14 protein-coding genes are annotated in these 16,876 nt (G+C 67.2%); 7 read left to right on the top strand and 7 right to left on the bottom strand.

Annotated features, from left to right (window positions below):
- Position 1: 1 nt before the first annotated feature.
- The 7 genes from epsE to AC1ECW_RS13120 form a co-directional block, all read right to left on the bottom strand.
- Positions 2 to 847 (bottom strand): polysaccharide export protein EpsE, encoded by an 846-nt coding sequence (gene epsE / locus AC1ECW_RS13150; protein WP_409702514.1) that lies wholly within the window; start codon positions 845 to 847, stop codon positions 2 to 4.
- A gap of 128 nt (positions 848 to 975) precedes the next feature.
- Positions 976 to 1,662, bottom strand: a complete 687-nt coding sequence (locus AC1ECW_RS13145; RefSeq protein ID WP_481202002.1) for a Tim44 domain-containing protein — start codon at positions 1,660 to 1,662, stop codon at positions 976 to 978.
- A gap of 121 nt (positions 1,663 to 1,783) precedes the next feature.
- Entirely contained in the window at positions 1,784 to 2,515 is a 732-nt protein-coding gene (ubiE, locus tag AC1ECW_RS13140; RefSeq protein ID WP_409708503.1) for a bifunctional demethylmenaquinone methyltransferase/2-methoxy-6-polyprenyl-1,4-benzoquinol methylase UbiE, read from the bottom strand.
- Between the two features lie 73 nt (positions 2,516 to 2,588).
- Positions 2,589 to 3,005: a gamma-butyrobetaine hydroxylase family protein gene (locus AC1ECW_RS13135; RefSeq protein ID WP_409708500.1), complete on the bottom strand. Its 417-nt coding sequence runs from the start codon at positions 3,003 to 3,005 to the stop codon at positions 2,589 to 2,591.
- 73 nt (positions 3,006 to 3,078) lie between these two features.
- Positions 3,079 to 4,692: a ShlB/FhaC/HecB family hemolysin secretion/activation protein gene (locus AC1ECW_RS13130; protein ID WP_409708497.1), complete on the bottom strand. Its 1,614-nt coding sequence runs from the start codon at positions 4,690 to 4,692 to the stop codon at positions 3,079 to 3,081.
- A gap of 183 nt (positions 4,693 to 4,875) precedes the next feature.
- Positions 4,876 to 5,355: an HIT family protein gene (locus AC1ECW_RS13125; protein ID WP_409708494.1), complete on the bottom strand. Its 480-nt coding sequence runs from the start codon at positions 5,353 to 5,355 to the stop codon at positions 4,876 to 4,878.
- A 14-nt stretch (positions 5,356 to 5,369) separates the two neighbouring features.
- Entirely contained in the window at positions 5,370 to 9,278 is a 3,909-nt protein-coding gene (locus AC1ECW_RS13120; RefSeq protein WP_481202001.1) for a DUF3683 domain-containing protein, read from the bottom strand.
- A gap of 288 nt (positions 9,279 to 9,566) precedes the next feature.
- On the opposite strand from AC1ECW_RS13120, the gene ugpB reads away from it, so the two are divergent.
- The 7 genes from ugpB (at position 9,567) to AC1ECW_RS13085 (ending at position 16,871) form a co-directional block, all read left to right on the top strand.
- Positions 9,567 to 10,883, top strand: coding sequence for a sn-glycerol-3-phosphate ABC transporter substrate-binding protein UgpB (gene ugpB, locus AC1ECW_RS13115; RefSeq protein ID WP_409706067.1), 1,317 nt, complete (start codon positions 9,567 to 9,569; stop codon positions 10,881 to 10,883).
- Positions 10,884 to 10,978: 95 nt separating this feature from the next.
- Positions 10,979 to 11,860 carry a sn-glycerol-3-phosphate ABC transporter permease UgpA gene (ugpA, locus tag AC1ECW_RS13110; protein WP_409706064.1) on the top strand — a complete coding sequence of 294 codons (882 nt, stop codon included), beginning with the start codon at positions 10,979 to 10,981 and terminating at the stop codon, positions 11,858 to 11,860.
- 1 nt (position 11,861) lies between these two features.
- Complete coding sequence (gene ugpE / locus AC1ECW_RS13105) at positions 11,862 to 12,716, top strand: sn-glycerol-3-phosphate ABC transporter permease UgpE (RefSeq protein ID WP_409706061.1); 855 nt, start codon at positions 11,862 to 11,864, stop codon at positions 12,714 to 12,716.
- Positions 12,717 to 12,728: 12 nt separating this feature from the next.
- Positions 12,729 to 13,799 carry a sn-glycerol-3-phosphate import ATP-binding protein UgpC gene (locus AC1ECW_RS13100; protein WP_481202000.1) on the top strand — a complete coding sequence of 357 codons (1,071 nt, stop codon included), beginning with the start codon at positions 12,729 to 12,731 and terminating at the stop codon, positions 13,797 to 13,799.
- Complete coding sequence (ugpQ, locus tag AC1ECW_RS13095; RefSeq protein WP_409706055.1) at positions 13,796 to 14,554, top strand: glycerophosphodiester phosphodiesterase; 759 nt, start codon at positions 13,796 to 13,798, stop codon at positions 14,552 to 14,554. Before AC1ECW_RS13100 ends, ugpQ begins: the two co-directional genes overlap by 4 nt.
- Positions 14,555 to 14,667: 113 nt before the next feature.
- Positions 14,668 to 16,089, top strand: a complete 1,422-nt coding sequence (locus AC1ECW_RS13090) for an NfeD family protein (RefSeq protein WP_409706052.1) — start codon at positions 14,668 to 14,670, stop codon at positions 16,087 to 16,089.
- A 2-nt stretch (positions 16,090 to 16,091) separates the two neighbouring features.
- Positions 16,092 to 16,871, top strand: a complete 780-nt coding sequence (locus AC1ECW_RS13085) for a slipin family protein (RefSeq protein WP_409706049.1) — start codon at positions 16,092 to 16,094, stop codon at positions 16,869 to 16,871.
- Positions 16,872 to 16,876: the final 5 nt, after the last annotated feature.

Here is a 16,876-nt window from a genome sequence, read left to right as displayed (position 1 = left end):
CTCAGAAGATCGATTCGCGAACGTAGACCACGTCGTCGCGCTCGACGATGTCGGTCAGCTTGAGCTCCAGCACACGCACGTTGCCACTGCCGTCCTTGCGGTGCACGCGCATGCCGCGTTCGGTACCACGCTGGGTCAGGCCACCCCCCTGGGCCAGGGCCTGCATCAGGGTGGTGCCGCGCTCCAGACGGTAGGCCCCGGGGCGCTGCACCTCGCCGTAGATGTAGAAGACCGGGTTGCGGTCGACAAAGAGGGTGTCACCGTTGGCCACCACCGCATCGAGGTCGGCCCGCCCGCCCTGCAGGACCGACGGCAGGTCGATCTCCAGCCGGACGGGCTGGCCGTTGCGCACCCCCGTGAGCGTCACGATGTTGCCGCCCTCCGGGGTGATGCCACCGGCCGCCGCGATCATCTCGGACACCTTGGTGTTGACGCTCTCGATGGGATAGCGGCCTGGCCGCGCCACCTGGCCGAGGATCGACACCTGGGCGCTGCGCACCTGCACGAGCAGAACGCTCACCTGGGGATTGTTGACGAAGTTGCCCTCGCGCAACAGGCGTGCGATCTCGCTTTGTGCCGCCGTGGTCGAGCGACCCGCCAGGTGGACCGTCCCCACGAGGGGAAAGGCGATTTCCCCAAGTTCGGAAATGCGTGTCTCCAGGCTCAGATCGGGGTTCTGGTACACCGCAATCCGGATCACGTCGCCAGGGCCCAGGATGTGCTCTGCGCGCTGCGCTTGGACCCCGGTACACAGCCCCCACAGGAACGCCAACAGCAAGAGCAGCCAATGGCGCTTTGTCGTGTGTTTCCTGGGGGTCAAACGACGGGAATGGTTCAACGTCTTCATGTCCAATACGAAACCCACGACAGGACGACCTCGAACGCATCTCCTGCGCCGAAGATCGGGATCAACGCGGTCAGTCTAGCCCTGGGAGGGCTGCGCCAACCAGCCCTCAAGTAAGGGAGGACGCGGCTTCACTGCAGTGCCTGCACACCGGCCAGCAGCCAGCCCTGGTGGCCGTCGCGGGCTTTCGTGAGGTTCCAGATTTCGCGGAAGGGCGAGGCGCCAGCGCTCACTTCCTCGCGGATCATCCCGGAGAATTCGACACTGGCAAGGAAGTGGGCCCCCAGATCCTCCACGCCGAGCAGCGTGGCCTGCAGGGTGACGACATCCGTGCGGTTGGGCTGGTCCCCCCGCTCGGCGAGCTGTGCTCGCACATTGGCCAGCATGTCATCGGTCATCAGCTCGCCCAGACGGGCCAGGTCGGCGGCATCCCAGGCCTGCTGCAGGATGACGAAGTTGCGCTTGGCCGCGTCCAGGAAGCCTGCCGAGTCGAACCCGTCGGGCACCCCCCACCAGGGCCCGGCCCGATGCTCCCCGGCATCGGGCCCTCGCAGGTGCACGCTCGACTCGGGGGCGAAATGCGAAGGATCGTACTCAGTGCTGGCCAGCGAGGAGCGCGCGAGGTTGCGCCGGCGGTCGGGCGCTGCCGCCATGGCGGTCCGCCCGGTGACGGCGCGGCGGCGCCGCCCCAGCCAGGCCAGCACCCCCACCAGCACCGCCACACCGAGTCCGAGCAACCATTCGGCCGCCCCTGCCCCCCATCCCAAGCTGTGGGTCAGCCGCGACAGACCGAGCCCAGACGCCAGACTGGTGAGCATGCCCGCGTCGGCCTGGGGCTGGGCGCGAACGATGCCGGTCAGCAGCCCGGTCCACGCGAGCCCCAGATGCCGGGGCAGGACTCCGGGGCCGCCGGCCGGCCGGCGGCGCCCCGGGGGGGGATCAGCACTTGATGCCCACATGCAAAGCCACCACGCCAGCGGTGAGGTTATGCACGTCCACATGGCCGAAACCGGCCTCCTTCATCATCGCCTTGAGGGTCTGCTGGTCAGGATGCATGCGGATGGATTCGGCCAGGTAGCGGTAGCTGTCCGCATCGCCCGCCACCCATTGGCCCAGACGCGGCAGCACGTTGAAGGAGTACCAGTCATAGGCCTTGGACAAGGGCGCAGCCACCTTGGAGAACTCCAGCACCAGCAGCTTGCCGCCGGGCACCAGCACCCGGCACATCTCGGCCAGCGCCTTGTCCTTGTGCGTCATGTTGCGCAGGCCAAAGGCCACGCTGACGATGTCGAAGCTGTCACGGGCGAAGGGCAAGCCCTCGGCATCGCACAGGGCGGTGGGCAGCAGCCGGCCTTCGTCGATGAGGCGGTCGCGGCCCACGCGCAGCATGGACTCGTTGATGTCGGTGTGCACGACCAGGCCGGACGGGCCCACACGCTGGGCAAAACCGCGCGCCAAATCGCCGGTCCCGCCGGCGATGTCGAGCACCTTGTGCCCCGGACGGGCCCCCGAGACGGCCAACGTGTAGGCCTTCCAGACCCGGTGCAACCCCGCCGACATGAGGTCGTTCATCAGGTCGTAGCGTGCAGCGACCGAGTCGAAGACGCCGCGCACGCGCCGGGCCTTCTCCGCCTCGTCGACCGTCTGGAAACCGAAATGGGTGGTGCTCATGATTCACATCGTAAGTGCCGCTGCGGCAGGCCGCGCCGACAACCCCGCGTCGCAGCGGGGCATGCGCGGCGGCTCAGGGATGATGACCGCATCCCCCGGCGGCCTTGTCCGGCATAGGGGCGTCGCGATCGACCCCGGCCTCGGCCAGGCGGCGTTCGTAGTCGGCCCACAGACGATCCTGTTCGGCCCCGAGGAAATAGAGGTAGTCCCAGGAAAAGATGCCGGAGTCATGGCCGTCGCTGAACGTGGGCTGCACCGCATAGTGGCCCACCGGCTCCAGCGCGATGATCTCGACCTCGCGTTTGCCGGTCTGCAGGACCTCCTGGCCCGGGCCGTGCCCCTGGACCTCGGCCGAGGGGGAGTACACCCGCATCAGTTCGAAGGGCACGCGGAAATGCGCCCCGTCGCTGAAACGCAACTCGAGCACCCGCGAGCGCTGGTGCACTGTGATCTCGGTGGGAACGGGGGTGGACTTGTCGAGGCCGGCCATGAGGTGCATTCCAGGCGCGTGGGCACGCCTTGCAGGGGTTGGGTGTGCGTCTGGGCGCCCCGGGACCAAGGGCTCAGAACACCAGCGACACGTTCAGATGCAGTTTATCGTCCCCTGGAATGGGCGAGGCGGGAAGAAGGTTGTGGTCGGCACGGCTGCCGGCGATCACGCGGGCATAGTCGGCCCGCAGGCTCGCCCCGCTGACATGGGCGTAACGCAGCCCCAGCCCCACGCTGGCCAGGCGGTCCTCACGCCGGCGCAGCGGGCTGTCGGTGACGTCGCTGCGCACCCAGCCTGCATCGATGAAGGCCAGGACGCGCAGCCCCTGCCACAGAGGAGGAAGGCTGGCCTCCAGAGTGGCCGCCAGGCCCGAGTCGCCGTACAGCGCACGCTCGGGCACGCCGCGCACGGAGCCGATGCCGCCCAGTGCAAAGGCTTCGCCCGCCAGCAACAGGTCGGAGCTGAACTGCGCCTGCAGCCGGCCGGCCAGTTGCCAACCCGGGCCGAACGAGGCCAGCGCATGGGCAGCGCCGCGCCAGGCCTTCCAGCGGGTGGTCTCGATCGCCGGGTCCTCGCTCTGGTAGGCCGCCAGTTCGTTCGCACGCCCATGGGGCAGGTTGATCGTGACCCCGAGCTGGTACCCCCAGGACCAGGCCCCGCTTTGGGTTTGCTCGGCATAGTCCGCCGACAGCGCCCGGGTGCGGCGGTCCTGCGCCTGCAGGGTGCTTCCAGGCACCTCGCCGGACCGGAACAAGCGGTCGCGGACGCTCACCGAGACCTGGGCGCGCCGGTGCACGGCACCTGCCAGATGGTGGGTGTAGCCCAGGCCCGTCTCATGGCCCGCCCCCGTGGCCTGGAAAGCGGGATGCGCCTGCCCGGCCGGCTCGAGTCCGAAGGAGCCGACGACATCGCTGCGCTGATGCTCGAGCACGACCACGCCCCCCCAGTCATACAACGGCACCCGATAGCGCACGCCGTACTGGCGGACGTCTGAGGAGTGATCCGGTGAGGTGGTATGGACCCAGTCCAGCCCATGGTCACGGCCGAAGAGGTTGTCGTGGCCAGCCGCCAGGGAGAGGCGGTCGCGTCCGGTCTCGGGCGTGCCCTGGTTGTTCCAGGCCAGGCCGACCCTCCACGGCCGGCGCTCGTTCACCTGCACGGTGGCCGACATGGTGTCAGGTTGTGCCCCGGGGGTCAGCACCACCTGCAGATGGCGCGAGGGATTCTCGTTGGCGACCGCGGTCTCGCGCGCCAGGCGTCGCAGGTTCGGCGAGGTCTGCTCCTGAAGCTCCGGCAGGGCCGCGCGCACGTTGGCGGGGTCGAAATACCGACCCTGTCCGTCCACCTGGACACGATCGATGGTCTGACGCAGCACCTTCAGCATGATGGTGTCGGACAGAACCTGTGGCGGCAACTCGACCCGGTACAGGCCATGGCCCCGTTCGTGCAGGGCCTGCTCCAGCGCCGCAGCAGCCTGCCGCAGCATGGCGTGCGAGCTTTCACGATGCAGGAAGGGCGCCAGCAGGGCCGCCGTCTCCGCGGCGCTCAGGGGGTTGTCGCCCGTGATCGCAAACCCCTTGATGGCGGATTCGGCGACCCCATGCTGCACCTGGCCAAGCGCAAACGGCCCCGCAGCCCCCAGGGCCAGCGCGAACAGCAAAGACCGGACGGCGCCGCGCACCGTCATGCGCAGTCTCCCGAGCGACGAATGCGTCCACAGGCCATCCTGCAGGCGTTCCTGAGAACGGGCAATGCAAGCGAAATCCATGAGCCTGTTGCCGGCAGGCCACGGCTGCCGGAGGTGTAAACCCTTGATTACATCACCGAAGCCATCGACGGCCAACCCTCGTTCTGGGGAGAGGTGCTCCTCTTACGGCACTTCGCGCAGCGCAGCAGCGATCGCCCGGTCCACCGCCGGCAGACGCTCGCGCACGAGCCCCAGCGCCGAAGCCTCCGCCACCCGCTGGCGTTGCCCCCAGACAGGCTGCGGAAAATGGGAGTCCCAGTCGAAGCGGGCGATCACGTGCCAATGCAGATGGGGCACGACATTGCCCAACGAGGCCAGGTTGATCTTGGTGGGCGCCAGCTCCCGGCGCAGCACCGCCTCGATGGCCATCATCCATGCCAGGCAACGCCGTTGCTCGGCCGGCTCGAGATCGCTCATCTCCGAGGCATGTTCGCGGCGCACGAGCCGGTAGAAGGCCGGAAAGGCTTCATCATCCGCGCGGATCACGCGCCAACCCGGCAGGCGCGCCACGAGCCGTCCGCCCGCCCGATGACACAGCTCGCAGCCGGCCACCGGGTGTTGCGCGGGTTCGAATCCGTCGGCCGTGGCGGTGTGCGCCTGCATGGGAGCCGCCCGCCTCACACCAGCACGCGCTCGATGCCCCCGTCGTTGGCGGCTTTCACGTAGTCGGGCATCCAGTTCTCACCGAGGATTTGGCGCGCCATTTCCACCACGATGTAGTCGGCTTCCAGCAGGCCGCTGTTCAAGTCCTCGCCGTAGCGCGACAGCCCCTGCAGGCAGCTCGGGCAGGAGGTGAGGATCTTGATGTTGTCCTGCTGGCCCACGGCGCGACTGCTGCGCAGCGCGGCCTCGCCCTTGCGGATCTCCTGTTCCTTGCGGAAGCGCACCTGCGTGGCGATGTCCGGCCGGGTGACGCCCAACGTGCCCGACTCGCCGCAGCAGCGCTCGCTCTTGAGCACCTGCTCGCCCACCAGGGCCTTGACGGTCTTCATCGGGTCTTGCTGCTTCATCGGGCTGTGGCAGGGGTCGTGGTACAGATAGGCCCCCTTGCCGTCGAGCTTGATGCCTTTTTCCAGCAAGTACTCGTGGATGTCGACGATGCGGCAGCCGGGGAAGATCTTCTCGAACTCGTAGCCCTGCAGCTGGTCGTAGCAGGTGCCGCAGCTCACCACGACGGTCTTGATGTCGAGGTAGTTCAGCGTGTTGGCCACGCGGTGGAAAAGCACCCGGTTGTCGGTGATGATCTTCTCGGCCTTGTCGTACTGGCCCGAGCCGCGCTGCGGGTAGCCGCAGCACAGGTAGCCCGGCGGCAGCACGGTCTGCACCCCGGCGTGCCAGAGCATGGCCTGGGTGGCCAGGCCTACCTGGCTGAACAGGCGCTCGGAGCCGCAACCGGGGAAGTAGAACACCGCCTCGGTCTCGGGCGTCGTGACCTTGGGGTTGCGGATGATGGGGACGTAGTTTTTATCCTCGATGTCCAGCAGGGCGCGCGCCGTCTTCTTGGGCAGCCCCCCCGGCAGCTTCTTGTTGATGAAGTGGATCACCTGCTCTTTGACCGGCGCGGTACCCACCGTGGCATGCGGTCGGGCCGTCTGCTTGCGCGCGACGCGCTTGAGCAGGTCATTGGCCAGGCGCTGGGCTTTGAAGCCCACACCCACCATGGCCGTGCGCAAGAGCTTGATGGTCTCGGGCCGGGTGGCGTTGAGCATCATCATCGCCATCTTGTTGCCCGGGCGTAAGCTCTTTTTGCCCATCTTGCGCAGCAGGTTGCGCATGTTCATCGACACATCGCCGAAGTCGATCTTCACCGGGCAGGGCGACAGGCACTTGTGGCACACCGTGCAGTGGTCGGCCACGTCTTCGAACTCCTCCCAGTGCTTGATCGACACGCCGCGGCGCGTCTGTTCCTCGTACAGGAAGGCCTCGACCAGCAGCGAGGTGGCCAGGATCTTGTTGCGTGGGCTGTAGAGCAGGTTGGCGCGCGGCACGTGGGTGGCGCACACGGGCTTGCACTTGCCGCAGCGCAGGCAGTCCTTCACCGAGTTGGCGATCTCGCCGATGTCGGACTGCTGCATGATCAGCGACTCGTGACCCATCAGCCCGAAGCTTGGGGTGTAGGCGTTGGTGAGGTCGGCATGCAGCACCTCGCCGTTCACCGTCGCGCCGCGCATCAGCTTGCCCTTGTTGAAGCGGCCCTCGGGGTCGACGCGCTGCTTGTAGGCCATGAAGTCGCGGATCTCCTCGTCGGAGAGGAACTCCAGCTTGGTGATGCCGATGCCGTGTTCGCCCGAGATCACGCCGTCCAGGCTGCGCGCCAGCTTCATGATGCGCGCCACCGCCTCGTGGGCGGTCTGCAGCATCTCGTAGTTGTCGGAGTTGACGGGGATGTTGGTGTGCACATTGCCGTCGCCGGCATGCATGTGCAGCGCCACCCAGACGCGGCCACGCAGCACCTCCTTGTGGATGCGCCGGCATTCGTCGAGGATGGGCGCAAACGCCGCACCGGCGAACACCGTCTGCAGCGGCTTGAGAATCTGCGTCTTCCACGACGCCCGCAGGCTGTGGTCCTGGAGCTGCTCGAAGATGCTGCGCCCGCCGTCCGGTGGGGCCACATCGAGATGGGTCATCCACTGCGACCACAGCTCACGCACCTCGCGCAGCAGCGCCAGGGCCTGCTGAACCCGGTCCTCCAGCAACTCGGCGCTGGGAATCTCGCTGGCGTCGTCGGTTTTGCCCAGCGGCAACTGGCCTTGGGTGAAAAAGGCTTCCAGGCGGTCGACCAGGGCCAGCTTATTGCGCAGCGACAGCTCGATGTTGATGCGCTCGATGCCGTTGGTGTATTCGCCCATGCGATGCAGCGGGATCACCACGTCCTCGTTGATCTTGAAGGCGTTGGTGTGGCGGCTGATGGCCGCCGTGCGCTTGCGGTCGAGCCAGAACTTCTTGCGCGCGTCGGCCGAGATAGCGATGAAGCCCTCGCCTGAACGGGCGTTGGCGATGCGAACCACCTCGGACGCGGCACGGGCCACCGCATCCGGGTCGTCGCCGACGATGTCGCCGATCAGCACCATCTTGGGCAGGGTGCCGCGCTTGGACTTGGTGGCGTAGCCCACCGCCTTGAGGTAGCGGTCATCGAGGTGCTCCAGGCCCGCCAGGATGGCCCCGCCGGGCTTTTTCGCCTCGGCAAACATGAAGTCCTTGATCTCGACGATGCTGGGCACGGCCTCGCGGGCATTGCCGAAGAACTCCAGGCACACCGTGCGCACATGGGCCGGCATGCGGTGCACCACCCAGCGGGCGCTGGTGATGAGGCCGTCGCAGCCCTCCTTCTGGATGCCCGGCAGGCCGGCCAGGAACTTGTCGGTCACGTCCTTGCCCAGGCCTTCCTTGCGGAAGGTGCGGCCGGGAATGTCCAGCCGCTCGGTGCGCACCAGTGTCTTGCCGTCGGCCTCGAAATAGCGCAACTCGAAGCTGGCCACCTCGACGTCGTGGATCTTGCCGAGGTTGTGGTTCAGGCGCACCACTTCCAGCCACTGGGCCTCGGGGGTGACCATGCGCCAAGACGCCAGGTTATCCAGCGCGGTGCCCCAGAGCACGGCCTTCTTGCCGCCGGCGTTCATCGCGATGTTGCCACCCACACACGACGCCTCGGCCGAGGTAGGGTCCACCGCAAACACGAACCCCGCCCGCTCGGCCGCATCGGCCACCCGCTGGGTGACGACGCCGGCCTCGGTCCAGATGGTGGGCACGGGATGGTTCACACCGGGCAGGTTCACCAGCTCCACCTCGGTCATGGCTTCGAGCTTTTCGGTGTTGATCACCGCGCTCTTCCAGGTCAGCGGCACGGCGCCGCCGGTGTAACCGGTGCCGCCGCCGCGCGGGATGATAGTCAGCCCCAGTTCGATGCAGTCCTTCACGAGGGCGGCCGTCTCGGCCTCGGTGTCGGGCGTGAGGACCACGAAGGGATACTCCACACGCCAGTCGGTGGCATCGGTGACGTGGGAGACGCGGCTCAGGCCGTCGAACTTGATGTTGTCGCGCCGGGTGTGGCGCCCCAGCACGCGCATGGCGCGGCGGCGCAGGACCGCCACCTCGTCGAAGCGGCGGGCAAAGGCCTCGACGGCACCGCGGGCGCACACGAGCAACTCGCCAACCAGAGCATCACGCTCGGGGTCGAGCTGCGGCGTGCGGCGTTTTTCCACCTCGCGCAGACGGTGGTGCAGGGCCTCGATCAGCAGCCGGCGGCGCCTGGGGTTGTCCAGCAGATCATCCTGCAGGTAGGGATTGCGCTCGACCACCCAGATGTCGCCGAGCACCTCGTAGAGCATGCGGGCGGAGCGGCCCGTCTGGCGCTCGCCGCGCAGACGCTCCAGCACCTCCCAGGCCCGCAGACCCAGGAGACGGATGACGATCTCGCGATCTGAAAAGGAAGTGTAGTTGTAGGGAATCTCGCGCAGACGCGGTGGCGCGTCGACCGGGGCGTCCACCGGAGCGGTGAGATCCTTCAGGGGCAGCGGTGCATTCATGGGCGCCTGGCGCGTGGGGCTGGGTCTGGGAGGGCGCAAAGGTGAATCGTACCGCAGCGCAGCAAGGCCGCAGGCGCCGGCCAGGGAAACCGTGTGCGCACCGCGCCTACTGTCGTCGGCGCACACACACGGACACGGGGACACGGGCTGCCATCTTTGCGCGGACGCAAACCATGGGACTAACCCGCTTGCGAGCCCGCACCTTCCATGACAGAAACGCTCCTGTCACAAACAGGCACTAGCCTTCGCGGGCCTTGTTCTCTCCCGCATATCTTTCACGGAGTCGTCATGAAACGGAAACTTCTCGCGCTGTCCACGGCCCTGGCGGCCACCCTGGCCGGACCGGCCCAGGCCCAGGTCGAAATCCAGTGGTGGCATTCGATGGGCGGCGCTCTGGGCGAATGGGTGAACGACCTGGCCAAGGACTTCAATGCCAGCCAGAGCACCTACCGCGTCGTGCCCACCTTCAAGGGCAGTTATGACGAATCGATGACGGCGGCGATCGCGGCCTTCCGTGCCGGCAACGCGCCGCATATCCTGCAGGTCTTCGAAGTGGGCACCGCCACGATGATGGCCAGCCGCAACGCCATCGTGCCGGTGGGCGAGGTGATGAAGAAGGCCGGCGTGACCTTCGACCCCAATGCCTACGTGCCCGCGGTGGCCGGCTACTACACCGCCCCCAACGGGCAGATGCTGAGCTTCCCCTTCAACAGCTCGACCACGGTCTTTCACTACAACAAGGACGCCTTCCGGGCCGCGGGCCTGGACCCGAACACCCCGCCCAAGACCTGGCCGGAAGTGACCCTGGCAGCGGCCAAGCTCAAGGCCAGCGGCCACAAATGCCCCTTCACCACCAGCTGGGTGAGCTGGACGCAACTGGAGAGCTTCTCGGCCTGGCACAACACCGAATTCGCCACCAAGGGCAACGGGATGCGCGGCCTCGATGCGCGGCTGACCTTCAACAGCCCGCTGCATGTGCGCCACATCGAGAACCTGGCCAACATGGCCAAGCAGGGTCTGTTCGTCTACAAGGGTCGCGGCAATGCCGCGGATGCCACCTTCGTCTCGGGCGAGTGCGCGATGATGACCGGCTCATCGGCGCTGTACGGCAACATCAAGCGCAACGCCAAGTTCGAAAACGGCATCTCCACCCTGCCCTATTACCCGGACGTGCCCGGCGCGCCACAGAACACCGTGATCGGCGGCGCCAGCCTGTGGGTGATGGCCGGCAAGAAGGACAACGAGTACAAGGGCGTGGCCCAGTTCTTCGCCCACCTGTCCAAGCCCGAGGAAGCCGCCAAGAGCCACCAGCGCACCGGCTACCTGCCGCTGACGAAGGCCTCCTATGAGCTGACCGAGAAGTCGGGCTTCTATAAGCAGAACCCGGGCACGGATGTCTCGGTGGAGCAGATGATCCGCAAGACGACCGACAAGTCGCGCGGCATCCGCCTGGGCAACTTCGTGCAGATCCGCACCATCAACGACGAGGAGCTGGAACAGGTCTGGGCCGGCCGCAAGACCGCCAAGCAGGCCCTGGACGATGCGGTGCGGCGCGGCAACGAACAGTTGGAGCGCTTCGAGCGCGCCAACAGCGGCCGCTCGTAAAATCGCGCCCCTTTGCCCGGCGTGGCGTCCGGGCCCTGGCCTCCTGCGCCTGCCCATGCCTGCGTGCATGAGGCAGGCGCTGATTGTTTGCAACCATGGAAAAACGCGTCCGATTCAAGTCCTGGTGGCTGCCCTGGCTGCTCGTGGCTCCCCAGATGGCCGTGGTGCTGGTCTTCTTCTTCTGGCCCGCCGCGCAGGCGCTGTACCAGAGCGTGCTGTCCCAGGATGCCTTCGGGATGTCCACCGAGTTCGTCGGGCTGGAGAACTTCGAGCGCCTGATCCACGACGAGACCTATGTCGCCTCCTTCCAGACCACGGCGGTGTTTTCCGTCCTGGTGGCGGTGATCGGCCTGTCCGTCTCGCTGCTGCTGGCCGTGATGGCCGACCGCGTGATCAAGGGCGCCGGCTTCTACAAGACCCTGCTGATCTGGCCCTACGCCGTGGCACCCGTGGTGGCCGGGGTGCTGTGGCTGTTCATGTTCGCCTCCCCCTTCGGCACCATCGCCTACCTGCTGCGCCTGCTGGGCCTGGAGTGGAACCACCTGCTCAACCCCAACCACGCGATGGCGCTGATCGTGATGGCCGCGGTGTGGAAGCAGATCTCCTACAACTTCCTGTTCTTCCTGGCCGGACTGCAATCCATCCCCCGGTCGCTGATCGAGGCCGCGGCCATCGACGGCGCCGGCTTCTGGCGACGCTTCTGGACCATTGTCTTCCCGCTGCTGTCGCCCACGACCTTCTTCCTGCTGGTCATCAACATCGTCTACGCCTTTTTCGACACCTTTGCCATCATCGATGCGGCCACACAGGGCGGGCCGGGCAAGTCCACCTCCATCCTGGTCTATCGCGTCTACTACGACGGTTTCAAGGCGCTGGACATGGGCGGTTCTGCCGCGCAGTCGGTGGTGCTGATGGCCATCGTGATCGGGCTGACGGTGATCCAGTTCCGTTTCGTCGAGAAGAAGGTGCAGTACTGACATGATCGAACGCCGCCCGGGACTGACCTTCCTGTCCCATTTCATCCTGATCGCCGGTGTGGCCATCGTGGCCTTCCCGGTCTACCTGACGCTGGTGGCCTCGACGCAGACCGCGCAGGAGATCGCCTCGACCGTTCCCATGTCGCTGCGGCCGGGCACCCACCTGTGGGAGACCTACAAGGTGGCACTGTTTGGAGGCGAGACCGCCGCCGGCAGCACCGTGCCCGCCGCCTTGCCGATGATGGGGGTGAGCCTGGTGATGGCGCTGGTGATCGCGATCGGCAAGATCGCCATCTCGCTGCTGTCGGCCTTTGCCATCGTCTACTTCCGCTTCCCGTTGCGCAGCCTGGTGTTCTGGATGATCTTCGTCACCCTGATGCTGCCGGTGGAAGTGCGCATCGGCCCGACCTACGAGGTGGTGTCCAACCTCGGCATGCTCAACAGCTATGCGGGCCTGACCATCCCGCTGATCGCCTCGGCCACCGCCACCTTCCTGTTCCGCCAGTTCTTCCTGACGGTGCCCGACGAGCTGGTGGAGGCCGCGCGGGTGGACGGTGCCGGACCGATGCGCTTCTTCTGGGACGTGCTGCTGCCCATGTCGCGCACCAGCATTGCGGCGCTGTTCGTGATCCAGTTCATCTACGGCTGGAACCAGTACCTCTGGCCGCTGCTGATCACCACCAACGAGGACATGTACCCGATCGTGCTGGGCATCAAACGCCTGGTCTCGGGCGAAGCCTACACCGAGTGGAACGTGCTGATGGCCACCGCCTTCCTGGCCATGCTGCCGCCGGCCCTGGTGGTGATCCTGATGCAGAAGTGGTTCGTCAAGGGCCTGGTCGACACCGAGAAATAAACGAACGAGCACATGGCATCCCTCTCTTTCAAGAACGTCATCAAGCGCTACCACCAGGGCAAGCAGTCCCTGCAGGTCATCCATGGGGTCAACGCCGAGATCGCCGACGGCGAATTCATCGTCATCGTCGGCCCCTCGGGCTGTGGCAAGTCCACGCTGCTGCGCATGGTCGCCGGCCTGGAGGAGATCTCCGGCGGCGAAATCCTGATCGGCTCTCGCGTGGTGAACGAACTGGAGCCGGCCGATCGCGACATCGCCATGGTCTTCCAGAACTACGCGCTCTACCCGCACATGAGCGTGTTCGACAACATGGCCTATGGCCTGAAGATCCAGAAGCTGCCCAAGGACGAAATCCGCCGCCGTGTGGACAAGGCCGCCGGCATCCTGGAACTGTCGCACCTGCTGGACCGCAAGCCGCGTCAGCTCTCGGGCGGTCAGCGCCAGCGCGTGGCCATGGGCCGGGCCATCGTGCGCGAGCCTCAGGTGTTTCTGTTCGACGAGCCGCTGTCCAACCTGGACGCCAAGCTGCGCGTGCAAACGCGGCTGGAGATCCAGAAACTGCACCGCGAGCTGGGCATCACCTCGCTGTTCGTCACGCACGACCAGGTCGAGGCGATGACCCTGGCCCAGCGCATGATCGTGATGAATGCCGGACACATGGAGCAGATCGGCACGCCCGACGAGGTCTATGCCCACCCGGCCACCACCTTCGTCGCCGGCTTCATCGGCTCACCGCCGATGAACCTGCTGGAGGGCCAGGCCACCGCTCCGGGGCGCTATGCCGTGGGCGGTCTCGAGATCGACCTGCCGGCCGGCGCCGGTGCGCCCGTGTCCGGAGCGGTCATCCTCGGCGTGCGCCCCGAACATCTGGTGCTGGGCGATGCCGGGTGGCCGCTGGTCGTGGAAATGGTCGAGGTGCTGGGGGCCGAGCGGCTGATCTACGGCAAGCTGGGCACGGCCCTGGTGGTGGTGCGCGCCGACGACAGCCACCAGCACCCGCGGGTCGGTGAAACCCTGTACATGACGCCCCAGCCCGGCAAGCTGCACTGGTTCGACGCCAACACGCACAAGCGCATCACATGAACTGGCCCTACCCTTTGTGGATCGCTCACCGCGGCGCGGGCCGACTGGCGCCCGAGAACACGCTGGCGGCCTTCCGTCATGGCGCTGGCTTCGGCTACCGGGCCTTCGAGTGTGACGTGAAGCTCAGCCGCGATGGACAGCCTTTCCTGCTGCACGATGCCACCCTGGAACGCACCACCGATGGTCAGGGGGTGGCCGGCGAGCAGGAGTGGGCCGCCCTGAGCCGGCTGGACGCCGGGGGTTGGCACAGCCGGTCCTATGCCGGCGAGCCGCTGCCCACGCTCGAGGCCATCGCCAGCTATGTGCTGCGCAACGGCTTCGTGCTCAATGTCGAGATCAAGCCCACACCCGGCACCGAAGGCCTCACGGGGGCCGTCGTGTCGCGCCGCTGCGCGCAGCTTTGGGCCACCAGCCGCACACCGCCGGTCGCACCGCCGCTGCTGACCTCCTTCCAGAGCGCGGCCCTGCAGGCGGCCCTGGCCGCCCAGCCCGAACTGCCGCGCGGGCTGCTGCTGGAGCACTGGCCCGAGGACTGCCTGGCCCACGCGCAAGCCCTGCAGTGCTCGGCGGTCGTGGCCCAGTACGCCCTGTTGGACCGCGCCCGCATCGAGGCCCTCCATGCCGCCGGCATGAAGGCCCTGGCCTACACGGTCAACGATCCGGCTGAAGCCCGCCGCCTGATCGCGCTGGGCATCGACGGCCTGATCACCGACGCGGTGGACCACTTCTCCCCCGGCCCCGGCGTGCATGACTGAATCCTGCCGGAGTTCACCCCCGGGTGGACGCGGGATTGCGGGCCTCTCATAATGGATCGAGCATCCGCCGCGCGTCGCGGGCGCGGCACACGGACTGCCCGGATCCACAGACCATGAGCTTGGCACGGCTGCCTCTGATCCTGTGGTGGTGCGCCACCCTGTGGGCTGCTTTTGGGGCGGGAGTCCAGGCCACGCCCCGGCCCGCCGCCGGCGCACCCCCCGCGCCCGTCACGGTCATCACGATCGAGGGCGCCATCGGCCCGGCCACGGCCGAACACGTCCGGCGCGGACTGGCCCACGCCCAGCGCGACGGGGCTCAGCTGGTGGTGCTGCAGATGGACACCCCCGGGGGCCTGGACACCTCGATGCGCCGCATCATCCGCGACATCCTGGCCTCCCCGGTGCCGGTGGCGAGCTATGTGGGGCCCAGTGGCGCGCGAGCGGCCAGCGCAGGCACGTACATCCTCTATGCCAGCCACATCGCAGCCATGGCCCCGGGCACCAACCTGGGCGCTGCCACGCCGGTGGCCATCGGTGGTGCTCCCGAACCGGCCCAGCCGCCCGCCCGCCCTGGGCGGCCCGCGGAGCCTGCGGCCTCCAGGGCCTCGGAGCCGGCACCGCAGACGGGCCCGTCCCCCACCGTGTCGGGACAGAAGCAGCTCAGCGACGCGGTCGCCTACATCCGCTCGCTGGCGCAGATGCGCGGGCGCAATGTCGAATGGGCCGAGAAGGCCGTGCGCGAGGCGGCCAGCCTGAGTGCGGACGAGGCCCTGGCACAGGGCGTGATCGAACACGTCGCCCGCGACCTGCCCGAGCTGCTGACCCAGATCGACGGCCGCCGCCTCCAGATCGACGGCCGCGCGCTGACGCTGCAGACCACGGGCGCTGCCATCGTGCGCGAGGAGCCGGACTGGCGCATTCGCTTGCTGGCCGTGATCACCGACCCCAGCGTGGCGCTCATCTTGATGATGCTGGGCATCTATGGCCTGTTCTTCGAGTTCTCCAACCCCGGAGCGCTGGTGCCGGGCGTGCTGGGCGGTATCTGCCTGCTGGTGGGCCTGTATGCCTTGCAATTGCTGCCGGTGAACTACGCCGGGCTGGCACTGATCGCCCTGGGACTGGCTTTCATGGTGGCCGAGGTGCTGATGCCCAGCTTCGGGGTGCTGGGCCTGGGCGGCATCGTGGCCTTCGTGCTGGGTGCGGTGATCCTCATTGACACCGAGGTGCCCGGCTTTGGCATTCCGCTGGGCCTGATCGCCGCCATGGCCGCGCTCAGCGCCGCCGTGGTGATCGGCCTGGCCGGAATGGCGGTGCGCGCACGCCGGCGCGCCGTGGTCAGCGGGGACGCCACGGTCGTCGGCCAACAGGCCCGGGTCGTCAGCGTCGGCGCTGGCGAGGCCTGGGTCGAGGTGGCCGGCGAACGCTGGCGGGTGCGCAGCCCCGCCAGCCTGCAGGCCGGACAAACCGTGCAGGTCCGCGGGCGCGACGGCCTGGTCCTGGATGTAGTGCCCATCGAGAAACCTCAAGGAGAGTGATCATGATCTTCGACCTTGGCTCGCTTGGCTTTGGCGGCCTGCTGCCCATCGCGGTGCTTGCGCTGATCGCCGCCTCGCTGCGCATCCTGCGTGAATACGAGCGCGGCGTTGTCTTCCAGCTCGGCCGCTTCTGGAAGGTCAAGGGGCCGGGCCTGGTGATCGTGATCCCGGGTGTGCAGCAGATGGTCAAGGTGGACCTGCGCACCATCGTGCTGGATGTGCCCACCCAGGATGTGATCTCGCGCGACAACGTCTCGGTGCAAGTCAACGCGGTGGTCTATTTCCGCGTGGTGGACCCGCAAAAAGCCATCATCCAGGTCGAGAACTTCATGGTGGCCACCAGCCAACTCGCCCAGACCACGCTGCGTGCCGTGCTGGGCAAACATGAGCTCGACGAGATGCTGGCCGAGCGTGAACGGCTGAACCTGGACATCCAGCAGGTGCTGGACGCGCAGACCGATGCCTGGGGCATCAAGGTGGCCAATGTCGAGATCAAGCATGTGGACCTCAACGACTCGATGGTACGGGCCATTGCCAAGCAGGCCGAGGCCGAGCGCGAGCGGCGCGCCAAGATCATCCACGCCGACGGTGAGCTGGAAGCCTCGGAAAAGCTGATGCAAGCCGCCCGCATGCTCGCCCGCGAGCCCGGGGCGATGCAGTTGCGCTACATGCAGACCTTGAGCACCATCGCCAGCGACAAGACCTCGACCATCGTCTTTCCGATGCCCATCGACCTGTTGACCCTGATCAAGCAGATGGGCGGCGACGCCGCCGCGAAGTGAGCCGA

The organism is Caldimonas hydrothermalis, from assembly GCF_056746695.1.
Note: the sequence above shows the minus strand (reverse complement) of the source record. Positions and strands in the feature narration are given on the sequence as shown.